The sequence below is a fragment of the Streptomyces sp. NPDC032745 genome, from assembly GCF_055579465.1.
Genome location: NZ_JBVING010000017.1, coordinates 35,956 through 49,588 on the forward strand (window position 1 = coordinate 35,956; position 13,633 = coordinate 49,588).

General features: G+C 72.9%; 12 protein-coding genes. 5 read left to right on the forward strand and 7 right to left on the reverse strand.

What is annotated here, in order from left to right; translation table 11 throughout:
* Nucleotides 1-365: 365 nt before the first annotated feature.
* The 3 genes from ACZ5WG_RS33500 to ACZ5WG_RS33510 all read right to left on the reverse strand — a co-directional run bounded on the left by ACZ5WG_RS33500 (nt 366) and on the right by ACZ5WG_RS33510 (nt 3,454).
* Complete coding sequence (locus tag ACZ5WG_RS33500; RefSeq protein ID WP_468728150.1) at nt 366-1,070, reverse strand: gamma-glutamyl-gamma-aminobutyrate hydrolase family protein; 705 nt, start codon at nt 1,068-1,070, stop codon at nt 366-368.
* A 32-nt stretch (nt 1,071-1,102) separates the two neighbouring features.
* Nucleotides 1,103-2,572, reverse strand: a complete 1,470-nt coding sequence (gene eat, locus ACZ5WG_RS33505) for an ethanolamine permease (RefSeq protein WP_468728151.1) — start codon at nt 2,570-2,572, stop codon at nt 1,103-1,105.
* A 135-nt stretch (nt 2,573-2,707) separates the two neighbouring features.
* On the reverse strand, nt 2,708-3,454 hold the full coding sequence (locus tag ACZ5WG_RS33510; protein ID WP_468728152.1) for a FadR/GntR family transcriptional regulator: 747 nt from the start codon (nt 3,452-3,454) through the stop codon (nt 2,708-2,710).
* 77 nt (nt 3,455-3,531) lie between these two features.
* Between ACZ5WG_RS33510 and ACZ5WG_RS33515 the strand changes: the two genes are divergently transcribed.
* From ACZ5WG_RS33515 to ACZ5WG_RS33530, 4 genes are all read left to right on the forward strand, one after another.
* Nucleotides 3,532-4,896: a glutamine synthetase family protein gene (locus tag ACZ5WG_RS33515; RefSeq protein WP_468728153.1), complete on the forward strand. Its 1,365-nt coding sequence runs from the start codon at nt 3,532-3,534 to the stop codon at nt 4,894-4,896.
* A 100-nt stretch (nt 4,897-4,996) separates the two neighbouring features.
* A complete protein-coding gene (locus ACZ5WG_RS33520) occupies nt 4,997-6,361 on the forward strand; it encodes an aldehyde dehydrogenase family protein (RefSeq protein WP_468728154.1) in 1,365 nt (454 codons plus the stop codon).
* A gap of 7 nt (nt 6,362-6,368) precedes the next feature.
* Nucleotides 6,369-7,160: a 3-oxoacyl-ACP reductase gene (locus ACZ5WG_RS33525; protein ID WP_030860205.1), complete on the forward strand. Its 792-nt coding sequence runs from the start codon at nt 6,369-6,371 to the stop codon at nt 7,158-7,160.
* A 142-nt stretch (nt 7,161-7,302) separates the two neighbouring features.
* A complete protein-coding gene (locus ACZ5WG_RS33530; protein ID WP_468728155.1) occupies nt 7,303-8,601 on the forward strand; it encodes a haloacid dehalogenase-like hydrolase in 1,299 nt (432 codons plus the stop codon).
* Between the two features lie 14 nt (nt 8,602-8,615).
* Here the strand turns inward: ACZ5WG_RS33530 and ACZ5WG_RS33535 are convergent, their stop codons facing one another.
* On the reverse strand, nt 8,616-9,824 hold the full coding sequence (locus ACZ5WG_RS33535; RefSeq protein ID WP_468728156.1) for an amino acid deaminase/aldolase: 1,209 nt from the start codon (nt 9,822-9,824) through the stop codon (nt 8,616-8,618).
* A gap of 131 nt (nt 9,825-9,955) precedes the next feature.
* On the reverse strand, nt 9,956-10,879 hold the full coding sequence (locus ACZ5WG_RS33540) for a LysR family transcriptional regulator (RefSeq protein ID WP_468728158.1): 924 nt from the start codon (nt 10,877-10,879) through the stop codon (nt 9,956-9,958).
* A 70-nt stretch (nt 10,880-10,949) separates the two neighbouring features.
* On the opposite strand from ACZ5WG_RS33540, the gene ACZ5WG_RS33545 reads away from it, so the two are divergent.
* Nucleotides 10,950-12,071 (forward strand): TDT family transporter, encoded by a 1,122-nt coding sequence (locus tag ACZ5WG_RS33545; RefSeq protein ID WP_468728159.1) that lies wholly within the window; start codon nt 10,950-10,952, stop codon nt 12,069-12,071.
* On the opposite strand, the gene ACZ5WG_RS33550 is transcribed toward ACZ5WG_RS33545, so the two are convergent.
* Nucleotides 12,068-12,790 (reverse strand): helical backbone metal receptor, encoded by a 723-nt coding sequence (locus ACZ5WG_RS33550; protein ID WP_468728161.1) that lies wholly within the window; start codon nt 12,788-12,790, stop codon nt 12,068-12,070. The genes ACZ5WG_RS33545 and ACZ5WG_RS33550 overlap by 4 nt on opposite strands.
* 4 nt (nt 12,791-12,794) lie before the next feature.
* Nucleotides 12,795-13,406, reverse strand: a complete 612-nt coding sequence (locus ACZ5WG_RS33555) for a helix-turn-helix domain-containing protein (RefSeq protein WP_051832331.1) — start codon at nt 13,404-13,406, stop codon at nt 12,795-12,797.
* Nucleotides 13,407-13,633: the final 227 nt, after the last annotated feature.

Here is a 13,633-nt window from a genome sequence, read left to right on the forward strand (position 1 = left end):
CAGGCCGTCCAGCCCAGCCTGCGATCGAGGCGCAGGGTCTGGGGCGGAGCCCCGGATCCTCCAGCCCCGCCGACGTTTGAGGCGCCAGGTCCGGGCGGAGCCCCGGGCCGTCCAGCCCAGCCTGCGATCGAGGCGCAGGGTCCGGGCGGAGCCCCGGGGAACGGTGGAAGGGCGGGTCGGGGACACGCCCCGCGCAGCGGCGGCCCGCACGGTCCGGACCGCGGAAGCCCGGGAGTGCGCGTGCGGCGCCACCGCGGGGGCCCGCCCCCGAACCCCCGCGCCTCAAACGCCGGCGGGGCCGGATTCGGCCGGCCGCGCCGGGAGGTGCCGGCGGGGGCCTGCGGCGGCAAAAGGCGCGGGAGGCGCTAGGTCAGGACCGCCGAGGTGAGTGCGGCGGCTTCGACCAGGGCGGACATCACACGGGTGTCCTTGTCGCGTTCGGGGTGCCACTGGACGCCCAGGACCCAGTGCGCGGAGTCGGGAAGTTCGATGGCCTCCACCGTGCCGTCGACCGCATGCGCCGAGGCGATCAGGCCCCGGCCCAGGCGGTCGACGGCCTGGTGGTGGTAGGTCGGGACCTCCGCCTCCTCCGGCACCAGCGCCGCGTACCGCGTGTCCGGAACCGGGCGGACCGGGTGCCAGGACATGACACCCGGAGCCACCGCATGGCCGTCGATGTGCTGGGCCAGCGTGCCGCCCAGGGCCACGTTCAGCGCCTGCATGCCCCGGCAGATGCCCAGCACCGGCATGCCCGCCGCCAAGGCCGCCTCGATCAGGGCGAGTTCCCACTCGTCCCGCTGCGTCGCGGGGGCCCCCGTACGCGGGTCGCGTTCGGCTCCGTAGCGGACCGGGTCCACATCGGGGCCGCCCGCGACGACCAGGCCGTCCAGCCGGCTCAGCACCTCCGCCGCCGATCCGGGTTCGTCCGGCGGGAGCAGCACGGCCGCGCCGCCCGCCGCCTGGACGAGTTCGTAGTACCCGGTGGGTACGAGGGACGTCGGGACGTCCCACACCCCGTAGCGGGTGGATTCCTCCACGTAGGTCGTGATGCCGATGAGCGGCCTGGGCACTGTTGCTACCTCCTAGGGACGAAGAACGACGGTCAGTCTCGGGTCAGTTCGGCCTCGGCCTCCGCCAGCGCCGCGAACTCCTCCTCCGGCGCGGAGGCCACCAGGTGGTGCCGACTGTAGAGCGCGAAGTAGGCGAGGGCGACGGCGTACACACCCAGTGCGATGAACGCCGCGTCCTTGTCCACCAGGAAGGTGGCGACGAGCGCCGACAGGGCGAGGACGAAGGCCACCGAGGAGGTGGCGATGCCGCCCGGCGTGCGGTACGGGCGCTCCAGGCCCGGCTCCCGCTTGCGGAGCACGATGTGGGAGAGGGCCATCAGCGCGTACGAGATGGTCGCGCCGAACACCGCGATGTTGAGCATGCGCGGGCCGTTCCCGGTGGCCGCGGCGAGCGCGAAGCCGATCGCGCCGGGGATGAGCAGGCCGAGGTACGGGGCCTTGCGCTTCGAGGTGAGGGACAGGAAGCGCGGCAGGTAGCCGGCGCGGGAGAGCGCGAACAGCTGGCGCGAGCCGGCGTAGATGAGGGAGAAGAACGAGGCGACGAGCCCGGCCAGGCCCGCGTAGTTGACGAAGGTCTTCAGCCAGGACAGGCCCGGGTTGCCTTCGAGGGCGACGACCAGCGGGTTCCCGGCGTCCTTGATGGCGTCGGCGCCGCGCGCTCCGGTCGAGGCGAGGAAGGTGACCAGCGCGAGCAGGACGAGGATGCCCATGGAGATCGACAGGGCCCGCGGCATGGAGCGCACGGGGTCCTTGGCCTCCTCGGCGGCCAGCGGTACGCCCTCGACGCCGAGGAAGAACCACATGCCGAACGGGAACGCGGCCCAGATGCCGAGGACGCCCAGCGGCAGCCAGGAACTGGAGCCGGCGGCGGTGGTGTCCACGGCGATGTTGTCGAGGTTCGAAGGATCGAACTCGGTGAAGGCGCCCAGTGCGAAGACGATCAGCGCGATCACGGCTATCGCGGTGACGACGAGGGAGAAGCGCAGCGCCTCGCCGACGCCCCACAGGTGGATGCCGATGAAGATCGCGAAGCAGGCGAGGTAGACGGGCCAGCCCGACGTGAGGCCGAAGAGGTCGAGGGATTCGACGTAGTCGCCGATGAAGATGGCGATGGCGGCCGGGGCCAGGATGTACTCGATGAGGATCGCGGTGCCGGTGAGGAAGCCGCCCCAGGTGCCGAGCGCCCGGCGGGCGAAGCCGTAGCCGCCGCCGGCCGTCGGCAGGATCGCGGACAGTTCCGCGAGGGAGAAGACGAGGCAGGCGTACATCGCACCCATCAGGGCGGTGGCGATGGCGAGCCCGCCGAAGCCGCCCTGGGCGAGGCCGACGTTCCAGCCGGAGAAGTCGCCGGAGACGACGTACGCGACGCCGAGGCCGGTCAGCAGCAGCCAGCCCGCGCTGCCGCGGCGGAGCGTACGGCGTTCCAGATAGGCGTCGCCGCCTTCGGGGGACGTGGTGGGTTCGGGTACGGCTGCGAGCCGTGCCTCGGTGTCGTCGGCCATGTGCGCTCCTGCCTAGGGCAATGGTTGTGGGGCGTACCTTTGCCGTAGCGGAGTGGAGAGCGCAAGACCCCTGCGTTAAACAAGGGTTACGAAAGCCTCACGAGCCACCCCCGCACCCACCCCGCGCCCGCCCCCCTAGGCCAGAAACCCCCGCAGCAGCGCGGCCGTTCCGCAGCAGTGCTCGCGCATCACCTCGCGCGCCGCGTCCGCGTTCCGCTCCAGCACCGCCTCGACGAGCGCGGAGTGCTGCTGCTGCGAGTGCTCCAGGTTGCGCACCAGCAGCGGGATGCAGTCCAGCAGGTCGTTCACGGTGGCCCGGACGGCCGCGTACTGGGCCGTGAGGGTTGCGGATCCGGCGAGCTCGCACAGGGTGAGGTGGAAGAGGGTGTCCTGGCGGCGGTAGTCGGGCAGCGGTGCGTCATGAGTGGCGGTCAGCGCGCCGAGCAGCCGTTCGGCGCCCTCCCCGGTCAGCCCCTGGGAGGCGCACAGCCCGGCCGCGCCCACCTCCAGGACCTCGCGGAACCGCAGGACGTCCTCGATGTCCACGCCCACCACGCGCCGGCGCAGCTCGTCCTCGGTACCGCCGACGGGGGTGTCGGGGCGGGGGAGCACGAACGTTCCGCCGTACCGCCCGCGCCGGGCCTCGACGAGGCCCTGGTCCTGGAGCACCTTCAGCACCTCCCGCAGGGTGACCCGGCTGATCCCCATCCGCTCCGCCAGCTCCCGCTCGGGCGGCAGCCGCTCCCCGCCCGGCACCAGCCCCAGCCGGACCACCTGGAGGATCTGCTCCAGCGCCTCCTCGAAACCGTTGCCCGCCCGCACCTGTCGCAGCACCGGATTCAGCCGCGCGATCGCGCCGCCTTCGCTCGTCGTGTCGGTCATCTCGGCTCCTCCCCTTCCCAAGCAATGGTTCTATTCAATACCTTAGGCCTCCTCGGCTCACCGAAGGAGAGATTCCAGTGGTAGACCGCAAGCCGCCGCTCGCACCCGAGGAGCTCCGCGCCCTCGTAGCCAGCGGCGAGATCGACACCGTGGTCCTGGCCTTCCCCGACATGCAGGGGCGGCTCCAGGGCAAGCGGTTCGCCGCACAGTTCTTCCTCGACGAGGTCCTCGCGCACGGCACCGAGGGCTGCAACTACCTCCTCGCCGTCGACACGGACATGAACACCGTCGACGGGTACGAGATGTCCTCCTGGGACCGGGGCTACGGCGACTTCGCCATGCACCCCGACCTCGCGACGCTGCGCCGGATCCCCTGGAACCCGGGCAGCGCCTTCCTCCTCGCCGACCTCGCCTGGAACGACGGCTCGCCCGTGGTCGCCGCGCCCCGGCAGATCCTGCGCCGCCAGCTCGAGCGCCTCGCCGAGCACGGGTACACGGCCATGGTCGGCACCGAGCTGGAGTTCATGGTCTTCCAGGACACCTACGAGCAGGCCTGGAACGCCAATTACCGCGGCCTGACCCCCGCCAACCAGTACAACATCGACTACTCCGTCCTCGGGACCGGCCGCATCGAGCCCCTGCTGCGCCGGATCCGCAACGAGATGCAGGCCGCGGGCCTGATCGTCGAGTCCGCGAAGGGCGAGTGCAACCTCGGCCAGCACGAGATCGCCTTCCGCTACGACGAGGCGCTGACCACCTGTGACCAGCACGCCGTCTACAAGACCGGGGCGAAGGAGATCGCCTCCCAGGAAGGCGTCTCGCTCACCTTCATGGCCAAGTTCGACGAGCGCGAGGGCAACTCCTGCCATATCCACCTCTCGCTGGGCGACGCCGACGGGCACAACGCGATGGCCGGTGACGGCCCGGGCGGAATGTCACCGGTGATGCGGCACTTCCTGGCCGGACAGCTGGCCGCGTTGCGCGACTTCTCCCTTCTCTACGCCCCGAACATCAATTCATACAAGCGTTTCCGGCCGGGATCCTTCGCGCCGACCGCCGTCGCCTGGGGCGTGGACAACCGGACCTGTGCGCTCCGGGTCGTCGGCCACGGCCGCTCCATGCGCTTCGAGAACCGCCTGCCGGGCGGGGACGTCAACCCGTACCTCGCCGTCGCCGGCCTGGTCGCGGCCGGGCTCTACGGCGTCGAGAACCGCCTCGAGCTGCCGGAGGCCTGTGCGGGGAACGCGTACACCGCGGACTTCGCGCACGTTCCCACCACCCTGCGCGAGGCCGCGGAGCTCTGGGAGAACAGCGAGATCGCCAAGGCGGCCTTCGGGCCCGAGGTGGTCGCCCACTACCGCAACATGGCGCGCGTCGAACTGGACGCGTACGACTCCGCGGTCACCGACTGGGAACTGCGCCGCTCCTTCGAGCGCCTGTAGCCACCCCGCCCCGCACGCCGCGCGCCCCGCATGCCACCGCGCGCCCGCATGCCACCGCGCGCCACGCACGCCACCGAACCGAGAGTCTGTGAGGCACCACGTGTCCGATGTGCTGGAAGTCCTGAATCCGGCCACCGAGGAAATCGTCGCCATCGTCCCGGCCGCCACACGGGACGATGTCGACACCGCCGTCGCGCGGGCCGCCGCGGCCCAGCGCGGCTGGGCGGCGGCCGCCCCCGCCGACCGGGCCCGGCTGCTGCGCCGCTTCGCCGCGGTCGTCGACGGGCACATCGAGGAACTGGCCCAGCTGGAGGTCCGCGAGGCCGGGCACACCATCGGCAACGCCCGCTGGGAAGCCGGTAACGTCCGTGACCTGCTCGAATTCGCCGCCGGCGGAGTGGAGCGGCTCTCCGGCCGCCAGATCCCCGTCGCCGGCGGCATCGACGTCACCTTCCTCGAACCCCTCGGCGTCATCGGCGTGATCGCCCCGTGGAACTTCCCCATGCCGATCGCCGCCTGGGGCCTGGCCCCGGCCCTGGCCGCGGGCAACGCCGTCCTGCTCAAGCCCGCCGAGACCACCCCGCTCACCGCGCTGCGCCTCGCCGAACTCGCCCTCGAGGCCGGGATCCCCGAACACCTCTTCCAGGTGCTCCCCGGCCGCGGGACGGTCACCGGAGACGCGCTCGTCGAGCACCCGGGCGTCGCGAAGATCGTCTTCACCGGATCCACCCCGGTCGGCAAGCAGATCATGGCCAAGTGCGCCGACCGGGTGAAGCGGGTCACCCTCGAACTCGGCGGCAAGAGCCCCAACATCGTCTTCGCCGACGCGGACCTGGAGGCGGCCGCCGCCGCGGCGCCGATGGCCTTCCTCGACAACACCGGACAGGACTGCTGCGCCCGCACCCGGATCCTCGTCCAGCGCTCGGCCTACGACCGGTTCCTGGAGCTCCTCGCCCCCGGCATCGAGGGCGTTCGCGTCGGCGACCCCGCCGACGAGAAGACCCAGATGGGGCCGCTGATCTCCCGCGTACAGCTGGACCGCGTGCGGTCGTACGTCACCGACGACCTCACCGCGATCCGCGGCACCGCCCCCGACGGCCCCGGCTTCTGGTACCCGCCGACCCTCGTCACGGACGTCGCCCCCACCGCGCCCGTGGCGGCCGAGGAGGTCTTCGGCCCGGTCGCCGTCGTCCTCCCCTTCGAGGACGAGGAGGACGCCGTACGGCTGGCCAACGCGACCGAGTACGGCCTCTCCGGCTCCCTCTGGACCCGTGACGTCGGCCGCGCGCTGCGCGTCTCGCGCGCCGTATCCGCGGGCAACCTGTCCGTCAACTCCCACAGCAGCGTCCGCTACTGGACCCCCTTCGGCGGCTACAAGCAGTCCGGACTCGGCCGCGAGCTCGGACCCGACGCCCTCACCGCATTCACCGAGACCAAGAACGTCTTCATCAGCACGGAGGCCTGAGCACACCATGACCACTTCTGACACCGAGATCGTCTGCCGCCGCCTGGTCGGCCGTACCGCCGTCATCACCGGAGCCGGCAGCGGCATCGGCCTCGCCACCGCCCGCCGTCTGGCCTCCGAAGGCGCCAACGTGGTCTGCGCCGACATCGACGAGACGGCCGGCAAGGCCGCCGCCGAGGAGGTGGGCGGCCTGTTCGTGAAGGTCGACGTCACCAGCCCCGAGGAGGTCGAGGCCCTGTTCAAGACCGCCTTCGACACCTACGGCTCCGTCGACATCGCCTTCAACAACGCGGGCATCTCGCCCCCGGACGACGACTCGATCCTCACCACCGGCCTCGAGGCCTGGAAGCGCGTCCAGGACGTCAACCTCACCTCCGTGTACCTGTGCTGCAAGGCCGCCCTGCCCTACATGCAGCGCCAGGGCCGCGGCTCGATCATCAACACCGCGTCCTTCGTGGCCATCATGGGCGCCGCGACCTCGCAGATCTCGTACACCGCCTCCAAGGGCGGCGTGCTCGCGATGTCCCGCGAGCTCGGCGTGCAGTTCGCGCGAGAGGGCATCCGCGTCAACGCCCTGTGCCCGGGTCCGGTCAACACCCCGCTGCTGCAGGAGCTGTTCGCCAAGGACCCGGAGCGGGCGGCCCGCCGTCTCGTGCACATCCCGCTGGGCCGGTTCGCCGAGCCCACCGAGATCGCCGCCGCCGTGGCCTTCCTGGCCAGCGACGACTCCTCGTTCATCAACGCCACCGACTTCCTGGTCGACGGCGGCATCTCCGGCGCGTACGTCACCCCCCTGTAGACCGGCTCCGCCGGCAGGCCCTGCGGGCCCCGAGCGTTCACCCGTACTCCATTCCCCCGACAGCCGGGCGTCGCACGACGCCCGGCTGTCGTGTTCTACCGTCCGAGATGATCTTCGTTGGAAGCAGGGAGTGTTCACCTCAGTGACCCCACGTAGCACCGCACGACGGCTGCAGGCCGTCGGCGCCGCCGTCGCGATCGCCGCCGGCACCCTCGTCGCCGCCGCGCCCGCCGCCCAGGCGGCCCGCCCCGGCGCCCACTGCACCACCCCGCAGCTCGCCGCCGGCTGGTACGGGGACAACCAGGCCCGGCTCCAGCAGCTGGTGGACCAGTACGGCAAGTGCAACCCCTACCGGCCGAGCCGCAACAAACCCGTCGCCGTCTTCGACTGGGACAACACCGTCGTCAAGAACGACGTCGGCGACGCCACCATGTACTGGCTGCTGCGGAACGGCAAGATCCGCCGGCCCGCTGCCGGGGACTGGACCGCCACCAGCCGCTACCTCACCCCGGCCGCCGCCCAGGCCCTCGCCGACGCCTGCGGCGCCCTCGCCCGCCCCGGCGACCCGCTGCCCACCGGCACCCCCGAGGGCGCGGGCTGCGCCGACGAGCTCGCCGCCGTCTACGGCACCGCGGCGACCCGCTCCGGCGCCGCCGCCTTCGCCGGCTGGGACCACCGCACCATCGAGCCTGCGTACGCCTGGCTGCCCCAGCTGATGCAGGGCTGGACCGCACGCGAGGTCCGCGGCTTCGCGGCCGCCGCGCAGGCCGAGAACCTGGCCGCGCCGGTCGGCGCCAAGCAGCAGGTCGGTACCGGTACCGCCACCGGCTGGGTCCGCTACTACGACCAGCAGAAGGACCTCATAGCCGGCCTGCAGAAGGCCGGCTTCGACGTCTGGATCAGCTCGGCCTCGCCGCAGCCGGTCGTCGAGGTGTGGGCCAAGGGCGTCGGCGTCGACGCGGACCACGTCATCGGCATCCGCAACACGACCGCGTCCGGCGGGAAGTTCACCGCGCACCTGCAGGGCTGCGGATCGGTGAAGGACGGCGCCGACACGATGATCACGTACATCGACGGCAAGCGGTGCTGGATCAACAAGGAAATCTTCGGCGCCCGTGGCACGGCCGCCGAGAAGGTCCAGCCGGCTGCCCGCCGCCAGGTGTTCGCCGCGGGCGACTCCGACACCGACATCTCGTTCCTGCGGGACGCGACCGCGCTGCGGCTGGTCGTGAACCGGAACAAGAACGAGCTGATGTGCCGTGCGTACGACAACGGCGACGGCAAGTGGATCGTGAACCCGATGTTCATCGAGCCGAAGAAGCAGAAGAGCACGCCGTACCCGTGCTCGACCACGGGCTACGTCGACCACGACGGCACTGCGGGCCCCGTCCGCCGGGGTGACACCAGTGTCATCCCCGACCAGACGGACAGCGTGTACTAGGCGTACCAGGCGTACTAGAGGAAGGTGCGGCCCTCGCCCCGATAGGTCGGGACGGTGGCCGTCACCCGGTCTCCCTCGATCAGGTGCAACGCGTCGAAGCGCTCGCACAGTTCGCCCGCCTTCGCGTGCCGGAACCAGACCCGGTCGCCGATCAGCAGATCGTCGGCCGGGCTGCCGAGCAGCGGGGTCTGCACCTCGCCGGCCCCCTCCTGGGGGTCGTAGCGCAGGCCCTGGGGGAGGTACGGGACCGGGAGCCGGTCCGCCCCGGCCGCGCCGGAGGCGGGGTAGCCGCCGCCGAGCACGGTGACCACGCCGACGCCGGGCCTGCGGACCACCGGCTGGGCGAAGAGCGCGGCGGGGCGGCCGCGGAAGGACGTGTAGTTGTCGAACAGCCGCGGTACGTAGAGCCCCGAGCCGGCGGCGATCTCCGTGACGGCGTCCTCGGCGGCGGTCTGCTGGACGCTGCCGGTGCCGCCGCCGTTGACGAACTCCAGGTCCGGGACGACCGCTCGGACGGCCCGTACGGCTTCGGCGCGACGGGCAGCGAGCTCCTTGCGGGCGGTGGCCTGCATGAGCCGGATGGCGCGGGAGCGCAGCGGGCGCCCCGCGAGGGCGTCGCCGACGCCGGCGACGTGGCCCTCGTAGCCCATGATCCCGACGACGCGGAAGCCGGGCCGGGCGGAGACCGTACGGGCGAGGTCCGCGACCGCGGCGGGATCGCGCAGCGGCGAACGCCGGGCGCCGACGCGGACCCTGCCGCCGAACAGGTGGAGCGCGGTGTCGAGTTCGAGGCAGACGCGGATCCGTTGCGTGCCGGCGCCGTCCCGGGAGTTGTCGATCAGCTCCAGCTGGGCGGGGTCGTCGACCATGACGGTGACGGCGGCGGCCAGCTTCGGGTCGCCCGCGAGCTCGGCGAACCCGGCGCGGTCGGCGGACGGATAGGCCAGCAGCACGTCCTCGAAGCCGGAGCGGGCCAGCCAGATCGACTCGGCGAGGGTGTACGACATGATCCCGGCGAACCCGGGCCGGGCGAGGACCCGTTCGAGGAGCGCGCGGCAGCGGACGGACTTGCTGGCGACGCGGATCGGCTTGCCGCCGGCCCGGCGGACGAGATCGTCCGCGTTGGCGTCGAACGCGGCGAGATCGACGATGGCCAGGGGCGCGTCAAGATGCGCGGTGGCCCGGTCGTACCGGGCCCTGTCTCCACCGGCGGGAAGATTCATGGCGGCAGCCTGCCAGATGGTTTTACCGGTGGGTAGGGGTGTGCGGCCGCCGTGGCCCCCGGGCCGCGCGCACCGCCTACGGGGACGAGCCCCCGAACCCATGAACCCCCGCAGCCGTCAGCGGGTGGAGGTCACGGGGTGGCGCGGGTAAGGGACAGCAGGTCGCGGGCCGGGCCCGCCGGTCTGGCGCCCACGGGCCAGACCGCCCGCAGTGCCCGCCCCAGCGCCGCCCCCGACACCGGGACCTCGACCAGCCGCCGCGTGGCCAGCTCGTCCCCCAGCGCCAGCTCCGACAGCACGCACGGCCCCGCCCCGCTCACCGCCGCCGCCTTCACCGCCGTCGTCGACGCGAGCTCCAGCAGGGGCGCCGCCAGCCCTCCGCTCCCGGCCAGCGCAGCGTCCAGCACCTGCCGGGTCCCGGACCCCCGCTCCCGCAGGATCAGCGGCGTCGCCGCCAGCTCCGCCGCCTCGACGCCCCGCGTCCGCCGCGCCCACGCGTGCCCCGGGGCCACCGCCACCACCAGCCGGTCCTGCGCGATCACCGCCGAGTCCAGTCCCTCCGGCACCGACAGCCCCTCCACGAAGCCCAGGTCCGCCTCGTGCGCGAGCACCCGCTCCGCGACCACCGCCGAGTTCCCCGCGTGCAGCGACACCGCGGTCCCCGGCCGCTGTCCGCGCAGCGCGATCAGCCACCCCGGCAGCAGGTACTCCGCGATGGTCATGCTGGCGGCCACCCGCAGCCGCGAGTCGCGCCGCCCGCGCAGCGCCTGCGCCCCGGCGTCGAACGCCTCCGCCGCCTCCACCACCTGCCGCGCCCAGTCCGTGACGAGCGCCCCCTCCGCCGTCAGGGTCGACCCCCGCGGCGAACGGTCCACCAGCGCCACGCCCAGCCGGGTCTCCATCGCCCGGATCCGGCTGCTCGCGGCGGGCTGGGTGATGCCCATGCGCCTGGCCGCTCCGCTCAGGCTGCCGACCCGCGCCACCGCGAGCAGCAGCTCCAGCGCTCCCAGGTCCGGTACCCGGTGTGCCAGCGGAACCCACTCCTCGTTACCCATAAAGTCAGTTTATGACCTCATAGAGAGTTGGCCCCTGCCGTCCGCCGGTCCCCGAGACGACGCTGGGTCCATGGCCACCACCCTCGTGCGACCTCACGAACACACTTCCCGGACCCCCCAGGCCCACAAGGCCTTCCCGGCGCTCCGTCACCTCGGCCCCAACTGGTACGCGTCCGTCATGGGCACGGCGATCGTCGCCAACGCCGGCGCGACCCTCCCGTACCAGGTGCCCGGCCAGCGCGTGGCCTGCCAGATCGTCTGGGCGCTGTCCGCCGCGGCCCTCGCCCTCCTGCTCACCGCCCGCGCCGGCCACTGGCTCCACCACCGCGACCAGGCCCGCGCCCATCTCCTCGACCCCGCCGTGGCCCCGTTCTACGGGTGCCTCGCGATGGCCCTGCTGGCCGTCGGCGGCGGCACCCTGATCGTCGGCAAGGACCTGATCGGCGTGAGCGCCGCGGTCGCCGTCGACGCCGTGCTGTTCACCGCCGGCACCGCGATCGGCCTGCTCATGGCGGTGGTGGTGCCGTACCTGATGGTGGTCCGCCACAAGGTCGAGGCCGCGCAGGCCACCCCCGTCTGGCTGCTGCCCCTGGTCGCCCCGATGGTCTCCGCCGCCCTGGGCCCCCTGCTGATACCGCACCTGCCCGCCGGCCAGCCCCGCGAGGCGCTGCTGCTGGCCTGCTACGCCATGTTCGGCATCAGCCTGCTCGCCACGCTGCTGATGCTGCCCCTGGTGTTCGGCCGGCTGATCACGAGCGGCCCCCTGCCCCTGCTGCTGACCCCCACGCTGTTCCTGGTCCTCGGCCCCCTCGGCCAGTCCACCACCGCGGTCAACCAGCTCGCCGACATGGCCCCGCAGGCGATCGGCGCCCCCTACGCCGGTGCGCTCGGCGCCTTCGCGGTCGTGTACGGCGTGCCCGTGATGGGGTTCGCCCTGCTGTGGCTGGCCCTGGCCGCCGCGATGCTCGTCCGGGCGGCCCGGGGCGGCATGGGCTTCGCGATGACCTGGTGGGCGCTGACCTTCCCCGTCGGCACCTGCGTCACCGGCGCCGCCGGCCTGGCCCGCCACACCGGCCTGACCGCGTTCGCCTGGCTCGCGGCCGCCCTGTTCCTGGCCCTGCTGACCGCCTGGCTGCTGGCCGCCGCCCACACCCTGCGCGGCCTGCTCACCGGCACCCTGCTGCCCCGCTAGCGAGCGGCCCGCAGGGCCGCCGCCAGTACCGCCGGGGCCTCGGCCAGCGAGGGGCCGTACCAGGTGAGGTGGCGGCCGCTGACCAGGGCGGACGGGCGGTCCGGGAAGGCTTCCGGGCCGTCCTCGCGCGTGAATCGGTACGGCTCGTCGGGGAGCACCACCAGATCGCAGCCGGCAGCGGCCAGCTCCTCCACCGGCACCCGCGGGTACCGCTCGTCGTGGCCGGCGTAGACGTTGCGCACGCCGAGGCGCGCCAGCAGATCGCCCGCGAAGGTGTCCCGGCCGAGCACCATCCAGGGCCGCCGCCACACCGGTACGAACGCCCGGAGCGGGCCGGCCGGCTCCACCCGCGCCCATGCGGCCTCGGCCTCGTCCAGCCACCGCGGCCTCGCCAGCCCCAGGGCTCCCACCAGCACCCGGTCCAGCTCGGTCAGCGCCTGCGGCAGCTCCCGTACCTCGGTGACCAGCACCTCAACCCCGGCCGCCCGCAGCGCCGCCAGGTCCGGGGCCCGGTTCTCCTCCTCGTTGGCGATCACCAGGTCCGGGCGCAGCGCCGTGATCCGCTCCACGTCGGGGTTCTTCGTACCCCCGATGCGCACCGCGCCCCGCTCCCCGAGGTCCGCCGGGTGGGTGCACCAGTCGGTCACCCCGACGAGCAGCCCGGGAGCGCTCACCGCGACCGCCTCGGTCAGCGAGGGCACCAGCGAGACGACCCGCATCCGCTCAGCGCCCGGGCGAGGGCGGCTCGGAGGTCGCGTGGATGTGCTCCCCGACCGCCACGACCAGGAGCCGGGTGTCCTCGGAGACGGCCCGCCAGCGGTGCCGTACGCCGCCGGACAGGAACAGCGCGTCCCCGCTCTCCAGCCGGTACGCCCGCCCCTCGGCCTCCACCTGGCAGGCGCCCGAGACCACGTACATCAGCTCGTCGTTGCGGTGCTGGTACTCGCGGCCGGCGTCCTGGTCCCCGGTGAACTCCAGTGCGTGCAGCTGGTGGTGTCCGCGTACGAGGGGACGCACGCCCGGGACCGGTGTGAGCCCGGATTCGTCGCCGGCCCGTACGAGGTCGACCGTGCGCGCGGTGTCGGACGCGGCCAGCAGCTCGACGGCCGTGGTCTCCAGCGCGTCCGCGACCCGCTCGAGGGACCGCATGCTGGGCCGGGCCCGCTCGTTCTCTATCTGGCTCAGGAAGGGCACCGACAGGCCGCTGCGCGCCGATACGGCGGCGAGGGTGAGGTGCAGCGCCCGGCGCCGCTTGCGCACGGCCACACCCACCCGGAGCGGTTCCTTGGCGTCCTTGTCGCGTTCCTTGTCGTCCGAGCCGTCCCTGTCGTCCATGGCGGGGCTGCCCTCCCCTTGTCTGGTCCGTCGGCGTACGTCGGCGTCCGTCTCACTTCGGTGTGCTGTAAGCACCTTACGCAGCAACCGCCCCCGGTTTCGCGCGCAAGAGCTCACCAAGGTACGCCCCGGGTGAAACTCCCGTGCCATGTCCGATCGCTCTCGCGGCCACTTTCCGTGCCCCGGGCCGTAACCGTCCGCCGCGGGTACACGTGAGGGTTGCGGCA

What these genes read in the sequence shown, in the direction of transcription:
- ACZ5WG_RS33525 (WP_030860205.1), top strand. Translation starts at nt 6,369, where the DNA reads ATGACCACTTCTGACACCGAGATCGTCTGCCGCCGCCTGGTCGGCCGT.
- ACZ5WG_RS33545 (WP_468728159.1), top strand. Translation starts at nt 10,950, where the DNA reads ATGGCCACCACCCTCGTGCGACCTCACGAACACACTTCCCGGACCCCC.
- ACZ5WG_RS33510 (WP_468728152.1), bottom strand. Translation starts at nt 3,454, where the DNA reads ATGACCGACACGACGAGCGAAGGCGGCGCGATCGCGCGGCTGAATCCG.
- ACZ5WG_RS33555 (WP_051832331.1), bottom strand. Translation starts at nt 13,406, where the DNA reads ATGGACGACAGGGACGGCTCGGACGACAAGGAACGCGACAAGGACGCC.
- eat (WP_468728151.1), bottom strand. Translation starts at nt 2,572, where the DNA reads ATGGCCGACGACACCGAGGCACGGCTCGCAGCCGTACCCGAACCCACC.
- ACZ5WG_RS33535 (WP_468728156.1), bottom strand. Translation starts at nt 9,824, where the DNA reads ATGAATCTTCCCGCCGGTGGAGACAGGGCCCGGTACGACCGGGCCACC.
- ACZ5WG_RS33550 (WP_468728161.1), bottom strand. Translation starts at nt 12,790, where the DNA reads ATGCGGGTCGTCTCGCTGGTGCCCTCGCTGACCGAGGCGGTCGCGGTG.
- ACZ5WG_RS33540 (WP_468728158.1), bottom strand. Translation starts at nt 10,879, where the DNA reads ATGGGTAACGAGGAGTGGGTTCCGCTGGCACACCGGGTACCGGACCTG.